Source organism: Streptomyces sp. NPDC058664, assembly GCF_042716635.1.
In the GTDB taxonomy this organism is placed as follows: domain Bacteria; phylum Actinomycetota; class Actinomycetes; order Streptomycetales; family Streptomycetaceae; genus Streptomyces.
On sequence record NZ_JBHXRW010000070.1, the window covers coordinates 18,187 to 34,034 of the forward strand.

Genomic DNA, 15,848 nt, shown 5'->3' on the forward strand with positions numbered 1-15,848 from the left:
GTCTCCTGGTGCCCTGTCAGTCGGTCAGTTCCTCGGCGAGCGCCCGCAGCGCCAGCCGGTAGGAACCGATCCCGAACCCGGCGACCGTCCCGGTCGCCACGGCCGCGACGACCGAGGTGTGCCGGAACTCCTCCCGGGCGTACGGGTTCGAGATGTGGACCTCGATCAACGGGGCGGTCCGCTGGGCGGCCGCGTCCCGCATCCCGTACGAGTAGTGCGTGAACGCGCCCGGGTTGATCACCACCGGGGTCGAGGCGTCCGCCGCCTCGTGGAGCCAGCGGATCATCTCGCCCTCGTCGTTCGTCTCCCGCACCTCGACGTCGAAGCCGAGCTCCGCGCCGAGGGTCTTGCAGGACTCGACGAGCCCCTTGTAGGAGGTCGCGCCGTAGATGTCGGGCTCGCGGGAGCCGAGCCGGCCCAGGTTGGGGCCGTTGAGCACCAGAACCGGACGCGGCTCGCTCACGCCGACACCTCGCCGTACGCCGCGATCAGGACCGCCGGGTCGGGGCCTTCGAGGACGGTCGGCTTGCCGATCCCGTCGAGCACGATGAAGCGCAGCAGGTCACCGCGGGACTTCTTGTCCACCCGCATGGTCTCCAGGAGCTTGGGCCACTGGTCGCCGCGGTAGGTGAGCGGCAGGCCGACGGACTCCAGGATCGCGCGGTGCCGGTCGGCGGTGGCGTCGTCGAGCCGCCCGGCGAGCCGGCCGAGTTCGGCGGCGAAGACCATGCCGACGGAGACGGCGGCGCCGTGGCGCCACTTGTACCGCTCGTTCTTCTCGATGGCGTGGGCGAGGGTGTGGCCGTAGTTGAGGATCTCGCGGCGGCCGGACTCCTTGAGGTCCCCGGAGACGACCTCCGCCTTCACCCTGATCGAGCGGACGAGCAGCTCGGCGGTGTGCGGCCCGGCCGGGGTGCGGGCGGCCTGCGGGTCCTCCTCGATGAGGTCGAGGATCACCGGGTCGACGATGAAGCCGGCCTTGATGATCTCCGCGAGGCCGCTGACGTAGTCGTGCACCGGCAGCGAGTCGAGGGCCGCCAGGTCGCAGAGGACCCCGGCGGGCGGGTGGAAGGCGCCGACGAGGTTCTTGCCCTCGGCGGTGTTGATGCCCGTCTTCCCGCCGACGGCCGCGTCGACCATGGCGAGGACCGTGGTCGGTACGGCGATCCAGCGCACGCCCCGCAGCCAGGTCGCGGCGACGAAGCCGGCCAGGTCGGTGGTGGCGCCGCCGCCGACGCCCACGACGACGTCGCTGCGGGTGAAGCCGGTCTGGCCGAGCGCCTTCCAGCAGTAGGCGGCGACCTCGACGGTCTTGGCCTCCTCGGCGTTCGGCACCTGGATGGCGACCGCCTCGTAGCCCTGGTCGGCGAGATCCGCGCGGAGCGCCTCACCGGTGTCGGCGAGCGCCTCCGGGTGGATCACGGCGACCCGCTTGGCCTGGGTGCCGATCAGTCCCGGGAGCTCACCGAGCAGCTGCCGGCCGACCAGTACCTCGTACGGATCCGTGCCCGCGCTGCCCGCGACCTGGATACGGGTCACTGCCTGGTCCGTCGTCATGCGTCCTTCTTCAGATCCAGTGCCGCGAGGACCGCGTCCGCGACCTCTTCGGGAGTGCGGTCGTCGGTGGTGACGACGGTCCGCGCGACTTCGGTGTACAGATGGCGGCGCGCCTCCATCAGCTCGCGCCACTGTCGGCGCGGGTTGACGGCGAGCAGCGGCCGGGCGGTGTTGAGGCCGACGCGCCGGACCGCCTCGTCGACGTCCATCGAGAGGTACGCGACGGGCCGGCCGGCGAGCAGGGCGCGGGTTCCGGCGTCGAGGACGGCGCCGCCGCCGAGGGCGAGGACGCCCTCGTGCTCGGCGACGGCCGTGGCGACCGCGGCCCGTTCCAGGGCGCGGAAGTGCTCCTCGCCGTCCTCGACGAAGATGTCGGAGATCTCGCGTCCCTCGGCGGCGACGATGTCGGCGTCGGTGTCCCGGTAGGGCGCGCCGAGCCGTTCGGCCAGGAGCGCGCCCACCGTGGACTTGCCGGAGCCCATGGGCCCGACGAGGACGACCAGGGGGCCGGCGGTCACCGGATCGTCAGGTTGTCGAGGTACGACCGCACGTTGCGGCGGGTCTCGGGGACGCTGTCGCCGCCGAACTTCTCGACGACGGCGTCCGCGAGGACGAGCGCCACCATGGCCTCGGCGACGATGCCGGCGGCGGGGACGGCGCACACGTCGGAGCGCTGGTGGTGGGCCTGGGTGGCCTCGCCGGTGACGACGTCGACGGTGGCGAGGGCGCGCGGGACGGTCGCGATGGGCTTCATCGCGGCGCGGACGCGCAGCAGCTCACCGGTGGTCAGACCGCCCTCGGTGCCGCCGGAGCGGCCGGAGGTGCGCCTGATGCCGTCCTCGGTCCTCACGATCTCGTCGTGGGCCTGCGAACCGGGCACCCGGGCCAGGTCGAAGCCGTCGCCGACCTCGACGCCCTTGATGGCCTGGATGCCCATGAGGGCGGCGGCGAGCCGGGCGTCGAGACGCCGGTCCCAGTGCACGTGCGAACCGAGGCCGACCGGCACCCCGTACGCGAGGACCTCGACCACACCGCCCAGGGTGTCGCCGTCCTTGTGGGCCTGGTCGATCTCGGCGACCATCGCCTTCGACGCGTCGGCGTCGAGGCAGCGGACCGGGTCGGCGTCGAGCTTCTCGACGTCGGCGGGGGTCGGGTAGACGCCGTACGGCGCCTTGGCGGCGGCCAGCTCGACGACGTGCGACACGATCTCGATGCCCGCGGCCTCCTTGATGAAGGAGCGGGCGACGGCGCCGAGGGCGACCCGGGCGGCGGTCTCCCGGGCGCTGGCGCGCTCCAGGATCGGCCGGGCCTCGTCGAAGCCGTACTTCTGCATGCCGGCGAGGTCGGCGTGACCGGGCCGGGGCCGGGTCAGGGGGGCGTTGCGGCCCGTCTCCTTGAGCTCCGAGGGGTCGACCGGGTCGGCCGACATGACCTTCTCCCACTTGGGCCACTCGGTGTTGCCGACCATGACGGCGATCGGGGAGCCGAGGGAGAGTCCGTGCCGGACTCCGCCGAGGAAGGTGATCTCGTCCTGCTCGAACTTCATCCGGGCGCCGCGCCCATAGCCGAGACGCCGCCGCGCGAGGTGGTCCGCCACCAGCTCAGTGGTGACCGGGACGCCGGCGGGAAGACCCTCCAGCGTCGCGACCAGCGCGGGTCCGTGGGATTCCCCAGCGGTCAGCCAACGCAACCTGCTCAACGATGCTCCTCATGCTCGCGCCTGGGCACTGCGACGGCGAGACCGGGTGCGCGGCCCTGGCCCGCCTCCCCGATCCTCCCACGCCGGGGCGACCGCTTGGTCGCCGGTCCAGCTATCGGACGCGCGTCTCGTTCTCCTGGAGGGGCAGGTCCTCGTCCGGTGACCCGCCGAAGCGGGTACGCAGCCATCCGAGAACCGCGTGCACGGCGAAGGCGCCGACCGCGGCGAGGAGCGGATACCGCGCCCAGTCGGGCAGACCGCTGAAGACCACCGCCCAGAGGAAGCGTCCGATGTCGAGCGGCATGTCCCAGCGGGACGCCAGTATCAGTTCCTCACCCATGACGCCGTACTCCCCCGTGCTCCGCTCGACCCGGCGGTGCAGCCTACCGGGCGGTCAGCGCCCGCTCCCCCGCCGCCCTCATGGCCGCGAGCGGGGCCTTCGGGACGCCCGTCATCCGCTCGACCTGGAGGACGGCCTGGTGGACGAGGAGGTCGAGGCCGCCGACCACCTTGCCGCCGCGGTCGGACCAGGCCGCGGCGAGCGCCGTCGGCCAGGGGTCGTACAGGACGTCGAAGAGCGTCCCGACGGCGTCGGGGACGGCGGTCGCCAGGGCGTTCGTGGTGCCGGCGGGGGTGGTCGCGACGACCAGCGGGGACGCGAAGGCCTCCGCCGCGTCGTCCCAGGCGGCGGTACGCACGTCCACGCCGAGCCGCTCGCCCCAGCCGCGCATCTCCTCGGCCCGCGCCTCGCTCCGTACGTACGCGGTGACGGGCCCCGCGCAGATCCGGGCGAGGGCGGCGAGCGCGGAGGAGGCGGTGGCGCCGGCACCGAGGATCGCCGCCTCCTCCACCTTCTCGACGCCCCGCTCGCGCAGGGCGGCGATCATGCCGGGGATGTCGGTGTTGTCGCCGACCCGGCGCCCGTCCTCACGGAGGACGACGGTGTTGACGGCCTCCACGGAGGCGGCCGTGTCGCTGATCTCGTCGAGCAGCGGGATGATCGCCCGCTTGAGCGGCATGGTCAGCGAGAGCCCGGCCCAGCTGTCGTCCAGCTCGCCGACGAAGCCGGGCAGTCCGGCCTCGTCGACCTCGAAGCGGTCGTAGGACCAGTCGTCGAGGCCGAGCTCGGCGTACGCGGCCCGGTGGAGGACCGGGGAGAGCGAGTGGGCGATGGGCGAACCGAGGACGGCCGCGCGGTTCTGCTTTCTCACTGGCCCGACTCCCGTTGCTTCTCGTACTCCGCGACGTTCCGGTTGTGCTCGTCGTTCGTCACGGAGAAGACCGTCTTGTCCTCGTTGATCGACACGAAGTAGTACCACGGGCCGTCCGCGGGGGAGATCGCCGAGTTCAGCGCGTCGATGCCGGGGTTGCTGATGGGACCGGGGACGAGGCCCTTCACGTCGTACGCGTAGGTGTTGTACGGGTCCTTGATCTTGCGCATGTCCTCGACGGTGCCGACGTCGAGGGTGCTCGTTCCCTTGAGGTAGTTCACCGTGGAGTCGAACTCCAGACGACCCGCCGTCTGCGTGTTGCCCGGCTTGAGGCGGTTGTAGACCACCCGCGCGACCTTGTCGAAGTCGTGCTTGTACTTGCCTTCGACCTGCACGAGGCTCGCGACCGTCAGCAGTTCCCACGGCCCCTTCAGGCCGTGCGCCGACGCCTTCCCCTCCAGGTCCAGCTTCGCGTACTCCTGGTTCGCGCGGGACACCATCTTGCGGAGGGCTTCCTCGGGCTTGCTGTTCTTGGCGACGGGGTAGCTCGCCGGGAAGAGGAATCCTTCCAGCGGGTCCTTGACGTTGTCGTGGTTCTTGGCCCAGTCGGGCAGGCCCAGCGAGTCCGCCTTCGCTCGGGCGATGCCCTTCGTGGTGCCGGGCTTGAGGTCGAGGCGCTTGTCGAGGGTGTCGTACACCCAGGAGTTGCGCTTGCCCTCGGGGATGACGAAGTTGGTCTGGCTCGCCGGGTTGAGCATCAGCGCGACCGCGCTCTCCGCCGACATCTCCTTCTTCAGCGTGTAGACGCCGGCCTGGATGGAGAGACCCTTGGGGTTCTGCTGCTGCGCGGAGACGAAGGCGTCGACGCTCTTGACGACGCCCGCCTTCTTGAGGATGTTTCCGATCTCGTAGCCGCCCGCGGATTTCGGGATCTCGACCTGGACGTCTCCGCTGCCGCTGCCCGTGTAGTCGGGCGCCGCACCGAACTCTCCCTGCCAGAACTGGTACCCGAAGTAGCCGACGCCGCCGACGCCGCCCGCCAGGACGAGCGCGACGACCAGGCAGGCCACGCCGTTCTTGCCTTTGCGTTTCTTCGCCTTGCCGCGGCGTTCGCGGTCGCCGCCGCGCGAGCCCCGGCCGGGGGCCGGTTCCTCGTCGTAGTCGTCGTCCTGGTCGTCCCCGCCGGTGAAGAAGGGGTGTTTCTCCTCCTCCGGCTCCGGGCGCACCTCTTCCTCCGGCGCCCAGTCGATCACCGGTTCCGGCGGGTTCTGCCGGTGGCCGGGAGGCTGGGGCGGCGGGTAGGCCTCGGGCGTGCCGTAGAGGTCGGGGTTCTGGCCGCCGTACGGATCGGCCGGGGGCGCGCCGTAGGCCATCGCCGCCTGGCCGGTCTCCCAGTTGCCGTCGTACTGCTGTCCGAGGTGCCCGGGCGTGTCGTAACCGCTCTGGTACCCCGTGTCGTACTGCTGCTGCGGGGGCTGCTGGTACTGCTGCTGCTGGTACGCCTGCTGCTGGTACTGCGGGTCGACGTACCCCTGCGGCTGCTGCTCATACTGCTGCTCGTACTGCTGCGCGTGCTGCTGCTGGTACGGGTCGCCCTCGTACCCCTGGCCGCCATGACCGTCCTGACCTGCCTGGACGCCGTGGCCACCCTGGCCGTACGGGTCCTCGTAGCCCTGGCCGTCGTGCCCGTACTGGCTCGCCTGCTGCGGGTAGTGCTGCTGCTGGCCCTCCCACCCCTGGTCCCCGTAGAGCGGGTCCCCGGGGTGCCACGGTTCGGAGCCGGGGCTCCGGCCATACTCAGTCATCGATCCCCAAAACAGCCGCGAGGCTTCCGGACGATCCGCCTCTACGTAGTGCGGCAGTTGTTCGAACACCGCCGCATCGCGCGGAACGTTACCGTATCGCGATCAGATGACCACTTCGACGCCCTCACCGGGCGGATTACCTGATACCCGTTCGGACTCAAGAGCGGCTTGCAGGATGATCACAGCGGCGGCCTGGTCGATGACGGACCGCCCCTTCTTCGCCTTCACTCCCGAGGCCCGCAGGCCCTGCGTGGCGGTCACAGTCGTCATGCGCTCGTCGACCAGGCGGACGGGCACGGGGGCGATGCCGCGCGCCATCTCCCCGGCGAAGGCACGGACCTTGGTCGCGGCCGGACCCTCCCGCCCGCTGAGCGAGCGGGGCAGGCCCACGACGACCTCGATCGGCTCGTACTCCTCGACGATCTGGCGGAGCCGCCGGTGGGCGGCCCGGACGTCACGTCCGGGCACGGTCTCCACCGGCGTGGCGAGGACCCCGTCGGGATCGCACGAGGCGACCCCGATCCGGGCGTCCCCGACGTCCACCGCGATACGGCGGCCACGACGCATCGTCACGCCGTCTCCGTCACGAGTCGCTCGACGGCGGCGATGGCCTCGCCGACGGCCTCCGGGTTCGTACCGCCGCCCTGGGCGACGTCCGGCTTGCCGCCGCCACCGCCACCGAGGGTCTTGGCGGCGGTGCGGACCAGCTCGCCGGCCTTGAGGCCGCGCTCGCGGGCGGCCTCGTTGGTCGCGATGACCGTGAGCGGCTTGCCGTTGGCCGTGGTGAACAGGGCGACGACGGCCGGGCGGCCGCCCGGGATGCGGCCCCGCACGTCGAGGACCAGCCTGCGCAGGTCGTCGGCGCCGGTGCCGTCGGGGACCTGGCCGGTCACGAGGGCGACGCCGCGGATGTCCTGGGCGGAGTCGACGAGACCGGCGGCGGCCTGGAGGACCTTCTCCGCGCGGAACTTCTCGATCTCCTTCTCGGCGTCCTTCAGCTTGCCGAGCATGGCGGAGATCTTCTCCGGCAGCTCCTCCGGACGGCCCTTGACCAGCTCCTGGAGCTGGGCGACGACCGTGTGCTCCTTGGCGAGGAAGTGGTACGCGTCGACGCCGACGAGGGCTTCGATGCGGCGCACGCCGGAGCCGATGGAGGACTCGCCGAGCAGCTTCACCAGGCCCAGCTGGGCCGTGTTGTGGACGTGCGTACCGCCGCACAGCTCCTTGGAGAAGTCGCCGATGGTGACGACGCGCACCTTGTCGCCGTACTTCTCGCCGAACTCGGCGATGGCGCCCTGGCGCTTGGCCTCGTCGATCGGCATGACCTCGGCGTGGACCTCCAGCTCGCGCGCGAGGACCTCGTTGATCTTCTGCTCGACGTCGGTGAGGACCGCGCCGGGCACGGCGTTCGGCGAACCGAAGTCGAAGCGGAAGCGGCCGGGCTGGTTCTCGGAACCGGCCTGAGCGGCCGTCGGGCCGAGGGCGTCGCGCAGCGCCTGGTGGGTGAGGTGGGTGGCCGAGTGGGCGCGGGCGATGGCCCGGCGGCGGCGCACGTCGATGGCGGCGTAGGCGGTGGCGCCCACGGTCACCTCGCCGACCTGCACGGAACCCTTGTGCACGGAGACGCCGGGGACCGGCTGCTGGACGTCGCGGATCTCGATGACCGCGCCGCTGTGCAGCTTGATCCGGCCCTGGTCGGCGATCTGGCCGCCGCCCTCGGCGTAGAAGGGGGTGCGGTCGAGGACGACCTCGACCTCGTCGCCCTCGGAGGCGGCCGGCGAGGGGACACCGTTGACGAGGAGGCCGACGACCGTGGTCTCGCCCTCGGTGTTGGTGTAGCCGGTGAACTCGGTGGCGCCGTTGCCGTCGGCGATCTCCCGGTACGCGGTCATGTCGGCGTGGCCGGTCTTCTTGGCCTTGGCGTCGGCCTTGGCGCGCTCCCGCTGCTCCTTCATCAGGCGGCGGAAGCCGTCCTCGTCCACGGAGAGGCCCTGCTCGGAGGCCATCTCCAGGGTGAGGTCGATCGGGAAGCCCCAGGTGTCGTGGAGCAGGAACGCCTTGTCGCCGGAGAGGACCGTGCCGCCGGCGGCCTTGGTCTCGGTGACGGCGGTGTCGAGGATGTTCGTGCCGCCCTTGAGGGCCTTGAGGAAGGCGGCCTCCTCGGCGAGGGCGACGGTCTCGATGCGCTTGCGGTCGGTGACCAGCTCCGGGTACTGCTCGCCCATCGTGTCGATCACGGTGTCCACGAGTTCCTGGACGACCGGGCCGGTGGCGCCGAGCAGGCGCATGTTGCGGACGGCGCGGCGCATGATGCGGCGCAGCACGTAGCCGCGGCCCTCGTTGCCGGGGGTGACGCCGTCGCCGATGAGCATGACGGAGGTGCGCATGTGGTCGGCGACCACGCGCAGCGAGACGTCGCTGTCGTGGGTCTTGCCGTAGTCGACGCCGGTGAGCTCGGTGGCCTTGTCGATGACGACCTTGAGGGTGTCCGTCTCGTACATGTTCTGGACGCCCTGGAGGATCATCGCCAGGCGCTCGAGACCGAGGCCCGTGTCGATGTTCTTCGACGGCAGCTCGCCGAGGATCGGGAAGTCGTCCTTGCCGGAGCCCTCACCGCGCTCGTACTGCATGAAGACCAGGTTCCAGATCTCCACGTACCGCTCGTCGTTGACGGCCGGGCCGCCCTCGACGCCGAAGTCGGGGCCGCGGTCGTAGTTGATCTCGGAGCACGGGCCGCAGGGGCCGGGGACGCCCATCGACCAGTAGTTGTCCTTCTTGCCGAGGCGCTGGATGCGCTCGGCGGGGACGCCGACGACGTCGCGCCAGATCTGCTCGGCCTCGTCGTCCTCCTGGTAGACGGTGATCCAGAGCTTCTCCGGGTCCAGCCCGTAGCCGCCGTGCGCCACCGAGGTGGTCAGCAGCTCCCAGGCGAGCTTGATGGCGCCTTCCTTGAAGTAGTCGCCGAAGGAGAAGTTGCCGCACATCTGGAAGAACGTGCCGTGGCGGGTGGTCTTGCCGACCTCTTCGATGTCGGGCGTGCGCACGCACTTCTGCACGCTGGAGGCGCGCGAGAAGGGCGGCTTGACCTCACCCAGGAAGTAGGGCTTGAAGGGCACCATGCCGGCGGGGACGAGCAGCAGAGTCGGGTCGTCCGCGATGAGCGACGCCGAAGGGACGACGGTGTGCCCGCGCTCCTCGAAGAAGCTCAGCCAGCGGCGGCGGATTTCAGCCGACTCCATCAGTGGTCCTCATTCCGGTTGTACGAGATCGTGGGGATTGGATACGTGGTGGTCGGGCGCGCCGCGGGATCGAGCGCGGCCCTGCGGCGGGGCGGCGGAAGCTCGCGGTCCCGGTCGTCGGCCGGGGCTGCGTCCAGGCCGAGCGCCTCGCCCAGTTCGGCCTCCCGCTGGACCATGCCGGCCCGTACGTCGAGGGCGAAGTCCTTGAGGCGGTGGCCGGCCTCGATCGCCTTGTCCGCCGCCTGGGCCGCGAGGCTCTCGGGGGTCAGCTGCTTCAGCTTCCGGTTGACCTTGGTGGTGGCCCACACGCCGGCGGCTGCGCCGGCCGTGAACCAGAACGTGCGGCGGAACATCGCGGCTCAGCCCTTCTGCTTCCGGCGTCGCGAGGACGGCACGGTACGGCCGACGATCACAGTACGTCGCGAGGAGGCGCGCGGCGCGTCCTCGCCGTCCCCGCCCCGGCCGAGCGCCTTGCGCACGCCGTAGCCGAAGGCGGCGACCTTGACGAGCGGGCCGCCGAAGGCGGTGGCGACGGTGGAGGAGAGCGCGGAGGCGTTGGAGGTGACCTCCTGGACGTCCGAGGCGATGGCGTCGACCCGGTCGAGCTGGGTCTGTGCCGAGCGCACGGTCGCGGAGGCGTCGGCAAGGAGGGGAACGGCCTGTTCGGTCACGTCCGCCACCAGCCGGGTGGTCGCCCTGAGCGTCTGCGCCAGCCTCACCAGCACCACGGCGAGGAAGGAGACCAGGATCGCCCAGAAGACGGCCACCAGGATCCCGGCAACCTCTCCACCGGTCACTCTGCACCGCTCTCTGTGTCGTTGGGCCCTTGTGAAAAGTCGTCTCCCGACCCTATCGCGCCTGCGCTGTCCTGCCGTACCGCATTACCGCCCGTGGGGCGGGAGTTGCGGGAACCGATTGTACGGAGAGCGTGGGGATGAGTACGCTCCGTGTCCCATGCGACGCAGCAATCTCCCGGCGGAGCTGAACCGATTCGTCGGCCGGGCCGCCGAGCAGGCCGCACTGACGGCGCTCCTCGACGATTCCCGCCTCGTCACGGTCGTGGGCGTGGGCGGGGTCGGCAAGACCCGGCTCGCGCTGCGCGCCGCCGCTGACGTGCGGAAACGCTACGGCGACGGGGTCCGGCTCGCCGAACTCGCGCCGCTGCGCGACCCCGGTCTCGTCGAGTACGCCCTGGCCGAGGCGCTCGGCCTGACCGACCACACCTCCAGGACGCCGCGCGAGGTGCTCCTCGACCACCTCGCGGAGCGTCGGCTGCTGCTCGTCGTGGACGGTTTCGAGCACCTCGTGGAGCGGTGCGCGCCGCTGCTGCGGGAGGTCCTCGCGCACGCTCCCGGGCTGACGGTCCTGGCAGTCGGCCGTCGGCCGCTGCGGGTGGCGGGCGAGGCCGTGTTCCCGCTGGCGCCGCTCGGCGAGTCGGACGCGGTGACGCTCCTCGCGGAGCGGGCGGCGGAGGCGGGCGCGCCCGCCCTCCCGGCCGGCGGGGACGCCGCGCGCGAGCTGTGCCGGAGGCTCGACGGGATTCCGCTCGCCCTGGAACTGGCGGCCGGACGGCTTCCGCTCCTCTCCGTCGAGCAGATGCTGTTCCGCCTCGACGACCGTTTCCGGCTGCTCACGGACGGCGCGCGCGGGGCGCTCCCCCGCCATCAGACCCTGCGCACGGCCATCGGCTGGAGCCATGAGCTGTGCACCCCTGAGGAACGGCTCCTCTGGGCGCGGCTCTCGGTGTTCCCCGGCCCCTTCGACCTAGAAGCGGTGGAGTACGTGTGCGGGGGCCGGGAGCTGCCGCCGGAACGGATCCTGGATCTGCTCGGCGGGCTGCTCGCGCAGTCGCTGCTCGTCCGGGAGGACTCCCCCGCGGGTCCCGCGTACCGGATGCTCGACACGGTCGCCGCGTACGGGGCGGAGTGGCTGGCGGCGCTCGGCGACACGGAGCGGATGAGGCGGCGGCACCGCGACTGGTACATGGGTCTGGCCACCTGGTGCGAGCTGGAGTGGTTCAGCCCGCGCCAGCCCGAGGTGGCGGCCCTCGCGGAGACGGCGCTGCCGCATCTGCGGGCGGCCCTCGACCTGTGTCTCGAACTCCCGGAGGACACGCACCTCGCCCAGCACCTGGCGGGCACCCTCTGGTTCGCGTGGGTGGGCTGCGGGCGTCTCTCGGAGGGCCGGCACTGGCTGGAGCGGGCGCTCGCGCTCGACTCCGGGCACGAGGATGCGCGGCTGAAGGCGCTGTGGGTGCTCGGGTACGTGGCGGTGCTCCAGGGGGACGGTACGGCGGCGGTGGCGGCGCTCCACGAGTGCGGGGAGCGGGCCCGGTCCTCGGGGAACGCCCTTGCGGAGGCGTACGCGACGCACCGGATGGGCTGTCTCGCGCTGCTCACGGACGACACGGCGCGGGCCGAGGAGTTGATCGGGCGGGCGCTCGACGCGTACCGGGAGCTCGGCGAGCTGAACAGCAACGTGCTGATGGGCCAGGTCGAGGTGGCGATGGCGCGGGCCTTCCGGGGCGACCTGGAGGGAGCGGTCGTGCTGTGCCGGGAGGTCCGGGAGATCTGCGAGGAGCGGGGCGAGCTGTGGACCCGGGCGTACGCCCTCTACGTGCTGGCGTACTCGGCGTGGACCCGGGGCGCGTACGGGGAGGCGCGGGAGCTGCTCACCGAGTGCCTCCTGATCAACCACACCTTCCGTGACCTGGTCGGGCTCGTCCTGGCGATCGAGGTGCTCGCGCTCGTGACGGTGAGCGAGGGCGATCCGGTGGAGGCGGCGGTGCTCCAGGGGGCGACGGTGCCGATGTGGGGCACGGTGGGCGTCCGGCTCTTCGGATCGGAGGCGTTCGACGGGCCGAGGGCGCTCTGCGCGCGGCAGGCGGAGGAGGCGCTGGGGGCGGAGGCGTACGGCGTCGCGTTCCGGGAGGGCCAGGGGCTCTCGGCGGCGGAGGCCGTGGAGCGCGCGCTCGCGGCCGGCCGGGGTCCGGCCGTCGCCTGCCCGGCGGAGGCGTACGCCCCGCGGCCCTTCCGTACGGCCGGATCGGCGGCGGTCCCGGGAACGCGGAAGCCCGCCGGCTCCCCCACCGGAAAGGGCGGGGAAGCGGCGGGCTGAACACCGCGGGGGTGGTACCAGCGCCTTGCTGAGATCAGCGGGCGTAGTACTCGACGACCAGCTGCTCGTCGCAGATGACCGGGATTTCCTTGCGGTTCGGGTCGCGGTCGAGGCGGAAGGCCAGGGCCTTCAGGTTGACCTGCAGGTAGCGCGGGGTCTCGCCGTCGGCGGCGAAGCCACCCTCACGGGCCATCTCGAACAGCGGCTTGGTGCGGCTGCGCTCGCGGACCATCACGACGTCGTCGGGACGGACGCGGAACGACGGCTTGTCGACCTTGCCACCGTTGACCTGGATGTGGCCGTGGACGACCATCTGGCGGGCCTGGTAGATGGTGCGGGCGATGCCCGAACGCAGGACCAGGGCGTCGAGGCGACGCTCGAGCTCGACGACCAGCGCCTCGCCCGTCTTGCCTTCGGCCTTCTTGGCGCGGTCGTAGGCGCGCGCCATCTGGCGCTCGCTGATGTCGTACTGGGCGCGCAGACGCTGCTTCTCGAGCAGACGGACCTTGTAGTCCGAGTTCTGCTTGCGGCCACGGCCGTGCTCGCCCGGCGGGTAGGGGCGGGCCTCGAAGTACTTGACGGCCTTGGGGGTCAGCGCGATGCCGAGGGCACGCGACTTCTTGACCTTGGGACGGGACTGGTTCGGCATGAACCAACCTCTCTACTGGTACGAAACGGCTTCACCAGGGTTAGGGGAGGTCGCATCCGCAGCCGGGAAACCCGCCGGGTCCGTACGGGACGGACCTGTCGGGCAGCCGCTCCCAGGTCTGGGCACATACGTGCAGCACGCGAACGACCCACCGCCGCTCCCGGGAACCGGGTGGTGGTGGGTGGCACGCGACACCTTCGAAGGTGCGCGACGCTCCTGGAGACTCTGCCCGGGGGCCGGGTCTCCGGCTGACTGTCCCGTTCTGGTGGCGCCGACCGGGGTCGGACACGGGACGCAGCAATCTGAACCAGTGTACCGGGTCCGCGGGGCGCCCTCGAACGGGGTCCGGACCCGCCGGTCCTACTCCTCGCCCCTCAGACGGGCCCTCACTCTTTCCACCACGTCCGCGTACCTCGCCTCCGCGCCGTAGCGCGTGGGCTCGTAGTACTGCTTGCCGTGGAGGGCGTCCGGGGCGTACTGCTGGGCCGCGATGCCGCCCGGTACGTCGTGCGGGTAGACGTAGCCCCGGGCGTGGCCGAGCTTGGCCGCCCCCTTGTAGTGACCGTCGCGCAGGTGCGGCGGGACCGAACCCGCGAGGCCGTTCCGTACGTCCGCGAGGGCGGCGCCGATCGCGGTCGTCGCCGCGTTCGACTTCGGGGCCAGGGCGAGGGCGATGGTGGCGTGGCTCAGGGTGAGCGCCGCCTCGGGGAACCCGATCATGGCGACGGCCTGCGCGGCGGCGACGGCGATCGGCAGCGCGTTCGGGTCGGCGAGACCGATGTCCTCGCTCGCGGAGATCATCAGCCGGCGGGCGATGAACCGCGGGTCCTCCCCCGCCTCGATCATCCGCGCCAGGTAGTGCAGGGCCGCGTCCACGTCGGAGCCGCGGATCGACTTGATGAGCGCGCTGGCCACGTCGTAGTGCTGGTCGCCGTCCTTGTCGTACTTCACGGCCGCGCGGTCGACGGTCTCCTCGACCGTCCGGAGGGTGATCTCCGGCTCGCCCTTGGCGATGGCGGCTCCGGCCGCCGCCTCCAGGGCGGTCAGGGCGCGCCGGGCGTCACCGCCGGCGACGCGGAGCAGGTGGGCCTCCGCGTCCTCCGGCAGGGTCACGGCCCCGCCGAGCCCGCGCTCGCCGGTGAGGGCCCGCGCCATCAGGCCGCGCAGGTCGTCGTCGGTCAGCGGCTCCAGGGTGAGGAGCAGGGAGCGGGAGAGGAGCGGGGAGATCACGGAGAAGTACGGGTTCTCCGTGGTGGCGGCGATCAGCGTCACCCAGCGGTTCTCGACGGCGGGCAGGAGCGAGTCCTGCTGGGCCTTGGAGAAGCGGTGGATCTCGTCGAGGAAGAGGACGGTCTCCTTGCCGTAGCCGCCGACCGCGCGGCGGGCACCGTCGATGACGGCCCGGACCTCCTTGACGCCCGCGGTGATCGCCGACAGCTCCACGAACCGCTTGTCGGTCGCCTTGGAGACGACGTACGCGAGGGTGGTCTTCCCGATGCCCGGCGGGCCCCAGAGGATGACCGAGGAGGCGCCGGCGGGGCCGCCGTCCCCTTCTCCCACCAGTCGGCGCAGCGGCGATCCGGGCTTGAGCAGGTGCCGCTGGCCCACCACCTCGTCGAGGGTGCGCGGGCGCATCCGGACGGCCAGCGGGCTGCCGGCGGGGTCCTTCTCCTGGCGGTCTTCGGCTGCTGCGGTAAAGAGGTCGGGCTCCACAGTCATGAAGCCTAGGTCACGGCACCGACAGCGCGGCCCGCCCCGTCAGCCGGTCCAGAAGTCCCACCAGCGGGTCAGGACCAGCATGCCGATGATCCCGATGTGCAGGACGGGGAGGATCCAGGTGAACTCGTCGAAGAAGGTCCTGAGGCCGCGGGGCGCGGGGACGACGCCGTGGCGGACGTTGTGCGAGGTCACGTACCAGAACATGACGATGGTGGCGACCCAGGCCAGGCAGCACCACAGGCAGAGCGAGTTGATCTCGTACAGCGACTGGTACATGAGCCAGGTGCAGAAGCCGACACCGAACAACGTGCCGGCGTTGAGGCCGAGCCAGTACCAGCGGCGGTAGCGGGCCCCGGCGAGCAGGGCCAGACCGATCGCGACCACCATGGCGTACGTGACGAGTCCGAGCATCGGGTTCGGGAAGCCGAACACCGAGGCCTGCTCGCTCTTCATGATGTTGCCGCAGGAGACGATCGGGTTGAGGCTGCACCCCGGGGTGAAGTTCGGGTCCTCGAGGAGCTTGAACTTGTCGATCGTGATGACCCAGGCCGCGAGCACTCCGGCGGCTCCGGTGATCACGAGCAGCCAGGCGAAGGCCCTGCTCGCGCCGATCGTGCCGGCGCCGTCCCGGCCGGGCGCGGCCTCTTCCACCGCTGCCTTCGTCATGTCGTTTTCCCTCGGTCGTCCGCCTGTGGGGGCACGGTCATTCTGCCGCACCGCGCCCCGCGTCCGCCGTTCGCCGGGGATAAGGAGGACGACGGAAGGGGCCCCGGCCCCCCCCCCCCGGGGGGGGGGGGGCCCCGACCCGCGGGATTAAAAAAAAAAACCGGGCCCCCAGGGGGGGGGGGGTGT

Annotated in this window: 15 protein-coding genes; 1 reads left to right on the forward strand and 14 read right to left on the reverse strand. The window is 71.6% G+C overall.

Translation table 11 applies throughout. The features are described 5' to 3' along the window. Positions 1-16: 16 nt before the first annotated feature. The 11 genes from aroQ to ACFWUY_RS35620 form a co-directional block, all read right to left on the reverse strand. Complete coding sequence (gene aroQ / locus ACFWUY_RS35570) at positions 17-463, reverse strand: type II 3-dehydroquinate dehydratase (RefSeq protein ID WP_384119712.1); 447 nt, start codon at positions 461-463, stop codon at positions 17-19. Next, positions 460-1,557 carry a 3-dehydroquinate synthase gene (gene aroB / locus ACFWUY_RS35575; RefSeq protein WP_384119715.1) on the reverse strand — a complete coding sequence of 366 codons (1,098 nt, stop codon included), beginning with the start codon at positions 1,555-1,557 and terminating at the stop codon, positions 460-462. Before aroB ends, aroQ begins: the two co-directional genes overlap by 4 nt. After that, on the reverse strand, positions 1,554-2,075 hold the full coding sequence (locus ACFWUY_RS35580; RefSeq protein WP_384119718.1) for a shikimate kinase: 522 nt from the start codon (positions 2,073-2,075) through the stop codon (positions 1,554-1,556). The genes aroB and ACFWUY_RS35580 overlap by 4 nt, the downstream gene beginning before the upstream one ends. Next, positions 2,072-3,256, reverse strand: coding sequence for a chorismate synthase (aroC, locus tag ACFWUY_RS35585; RefSeq protein WP_384119720.1), 1,185 nt, complete (start codon positions 3,254-3,256; stop codon positions 2,072-2,074). The genes ACFWUY_RS35580 and aroC overlap by 4 nt, the downstream gene beginning before the upstream one ends. 112 nt (positions 3,257-3,368) lie before the next feature. Next, positions 3,369-3,596, reverse strand: a complete 228-nt coding sequence (locus ACFWUY_RS35590) for a hypothetical protein (RefSeq protein WP_384119723.1) — start codon at positions 3,594-3,596, stop codon at positions 3,369-3,371. 43 nt (positions 3,597-3,639) lie between these two features. After that, positions 3,640-4,467 (reverse strand): shikimate dehydrogenase, encoded by an 828-nt coding sequence (locus ACFWUY_RS35595; protein ID WP_384119726.1) that lies wholly within the window; start codon positions 4,465-4,467, stop codon positions 3,640-3,642. Beyond that, a complete protein-coding gene (gene mltG, locus ACFWUY_RS35600; RefSeq protein WP_384119729.1) occupies positions 4,464-6,272 on the reverse strand; it encodes an endolytic transglycosylase MltG in 1,809 nt (602 codons plus the stop codon). Before mltG ends, ACFWUY_RS35595 begins: the two co-directional genes overlap by 4 nt. A 102-nt stretch (positions 6,273-6,374) precedes the next feature. Continuing rightward, complete coding sequence (ruvX, locus tag ACFWUY_RS35605) at positions 6,375-6,839, reverse strand: Holliday junction resolvase RuvX (protein WP_384119747.1); 465 nt, start codon at positions 6,837-6,839, stop codon at positions 6,375-6,377. 2 nt (positions 6,840-6,841) lie between these two features. Then, a complete protein-coding gene (alaS, locus tag ACFWUY_RS35610; protein WP_384119732.1) occupies positions 6,842-9,511 on the reverse strand; it encodes an alanine--tRNA ligase in 2,670 nt (889 codons plus the stop codon). Continuing rightward, entirely contained in the window at positions 9,511-9,864 is a 354-nt protein-coding gene (locus tag ACFWUY_RS35615; protein WP_384119735.1) for a hypothetical protein, read from the reverse strand. The genes alaS and ACFWUY_RS35615 overlap by 1 nt, the downstream gene beginning before the upstream one ends. A 6-nt stretch (positions 9,865-9,870) precedes the next feature. Beyond that, the gene (locus ACFWUY_RS35620) at positions 9,871-10,308 is read right to left on the reverse strand and encodes a DUF948 domain-containing protein (protein ID WP_384119738.1); all 438 of its coding nucleotides are present in this window, start codon (positions 10,306-10,308) and stop codon (positions 9,871-9,873) included. A 157-nt stretch (positions 10,309-10,465) separates the two neighbouring features. Here ACFWUY_RS35620 and ACFWUY_RS35625 point away from each other — a divergent pair, with 157 nt between their 5' ends. Continuing rightward, a complete protein-coding gene (locus tag ACFWUY_RS35625) occupies positions 10,466-12,628 on the forward strand; it encodes an ATP-binding protein (protein ID WP_384119740.1) in 2,163 nt (720 codons plus the stop codon). 34 nt (positions 12,629-12,662) lie between these two features. Here ACFWUY_RS35625 and rpsD read toward each other — a convergent pair whose 3' ends face one another. The 3 genes from rpsD to ACFWUY_RS35640 form a co-directional block, all read right to left on the reverse strand. Beyond that, positions 12,663-13,277, reverse strand: coding sequence for a 30S ribosomal protein S4 (gene rpsD / locus ACFWUY_RS35630; RefSeq protein ID WP_015032311.1), 615 nt, complete (start codon positions 13,275-13,277; stop codon positions 12,663-12,665). Between the two features lie 360 nt (positions 13,278-13,637). Further along, entirely contained in the window at positions 13,638-14,990 is a 1,353-nt protein-coding gene (locus tag ACFWUY_RS35635) for a replication-associated recombination protein A (RefSeq protein ID WP_384119750.1), read from the reverse strand. A gap of 45 nt (positions 14,991-15,035) precedes the next feature. Continuing rightward, positions 15,036-15,662 (reverse strand): vitamin K epoxide reductase family protein, encoded by a 627-nt coding sequence (locus tag ACFWUY_RS35640; RefSeq protein WP_384119744.1) that lies wholly within the window; start codon positions 15,660-15,662, stop codon positions 15,036-15,038. Positions 15,663-15,848 lie beyond the last annotated feature (186 nt).

Coding starts and splice junctions, on each gene's coding strand:
- ruvX (WP_384119747.1), bottom strand. CDS start 6,839: ATGCGTCGTGGCCGCCGTATCGCGGTGGACGTCGGGGACGCCCGGATC.
- rpsD (WP_015032311.1), bottom strand. CDS start 13,277: ATGCCGAACCAGTCCCGTCCCAAGGTCAAGAAGTCGCGTGCCCTCGGC.
- ACFWUY_RS35625 (WP_384119740.1), top strand. CDS start 10,466: ATGCGACGCAGCAATCTCCCGGCGGAGCTGAACCGATTCGTCGGCCGG.
- mltG (WP_384119729.1), bottom strand. CDS start 6,272: ATGACTGAGTATGGCCGGAGCCCCGGCTCCGAACCGTGGCACCCCGGG.
- aroB (WP_384119715.1), bottom strand. CDS start 1,557: ATGACGACGGACCAGGCAGTGACCCGTATCCAGGTCGCGGGCAGCGCG.
- ACFWUY_RS35590 (WP_384119723.1), bottom strand. CDS start 3,596: ATGGGTGAGGAACTGATACTGGCGTCCCGCTGGGACATGCCGCTCGAC.
- ACFWUY_RS35640 (WP_384119744.1), bottom strand. CDS start 15,662: ATGACGAAGGCAGCGGTGGAAGAGGCCGCGCCCGGCCGGGACGGCGCC.
- ACFWUY_RS35615 (WP_384119735.1), bottom strand. CDS start 9,864: ATGTTCCGCCGCACGTTCTGGTTCACGGCCGGCGCAGCCGCCGGCGTG.
- alaS (WP_384119732.1), bottom strand. CDS start 9,511: ATGGAGTCGGCTGAAATCCGCCGCCGCTGGCTGAGCTTCTTCGAGGAG.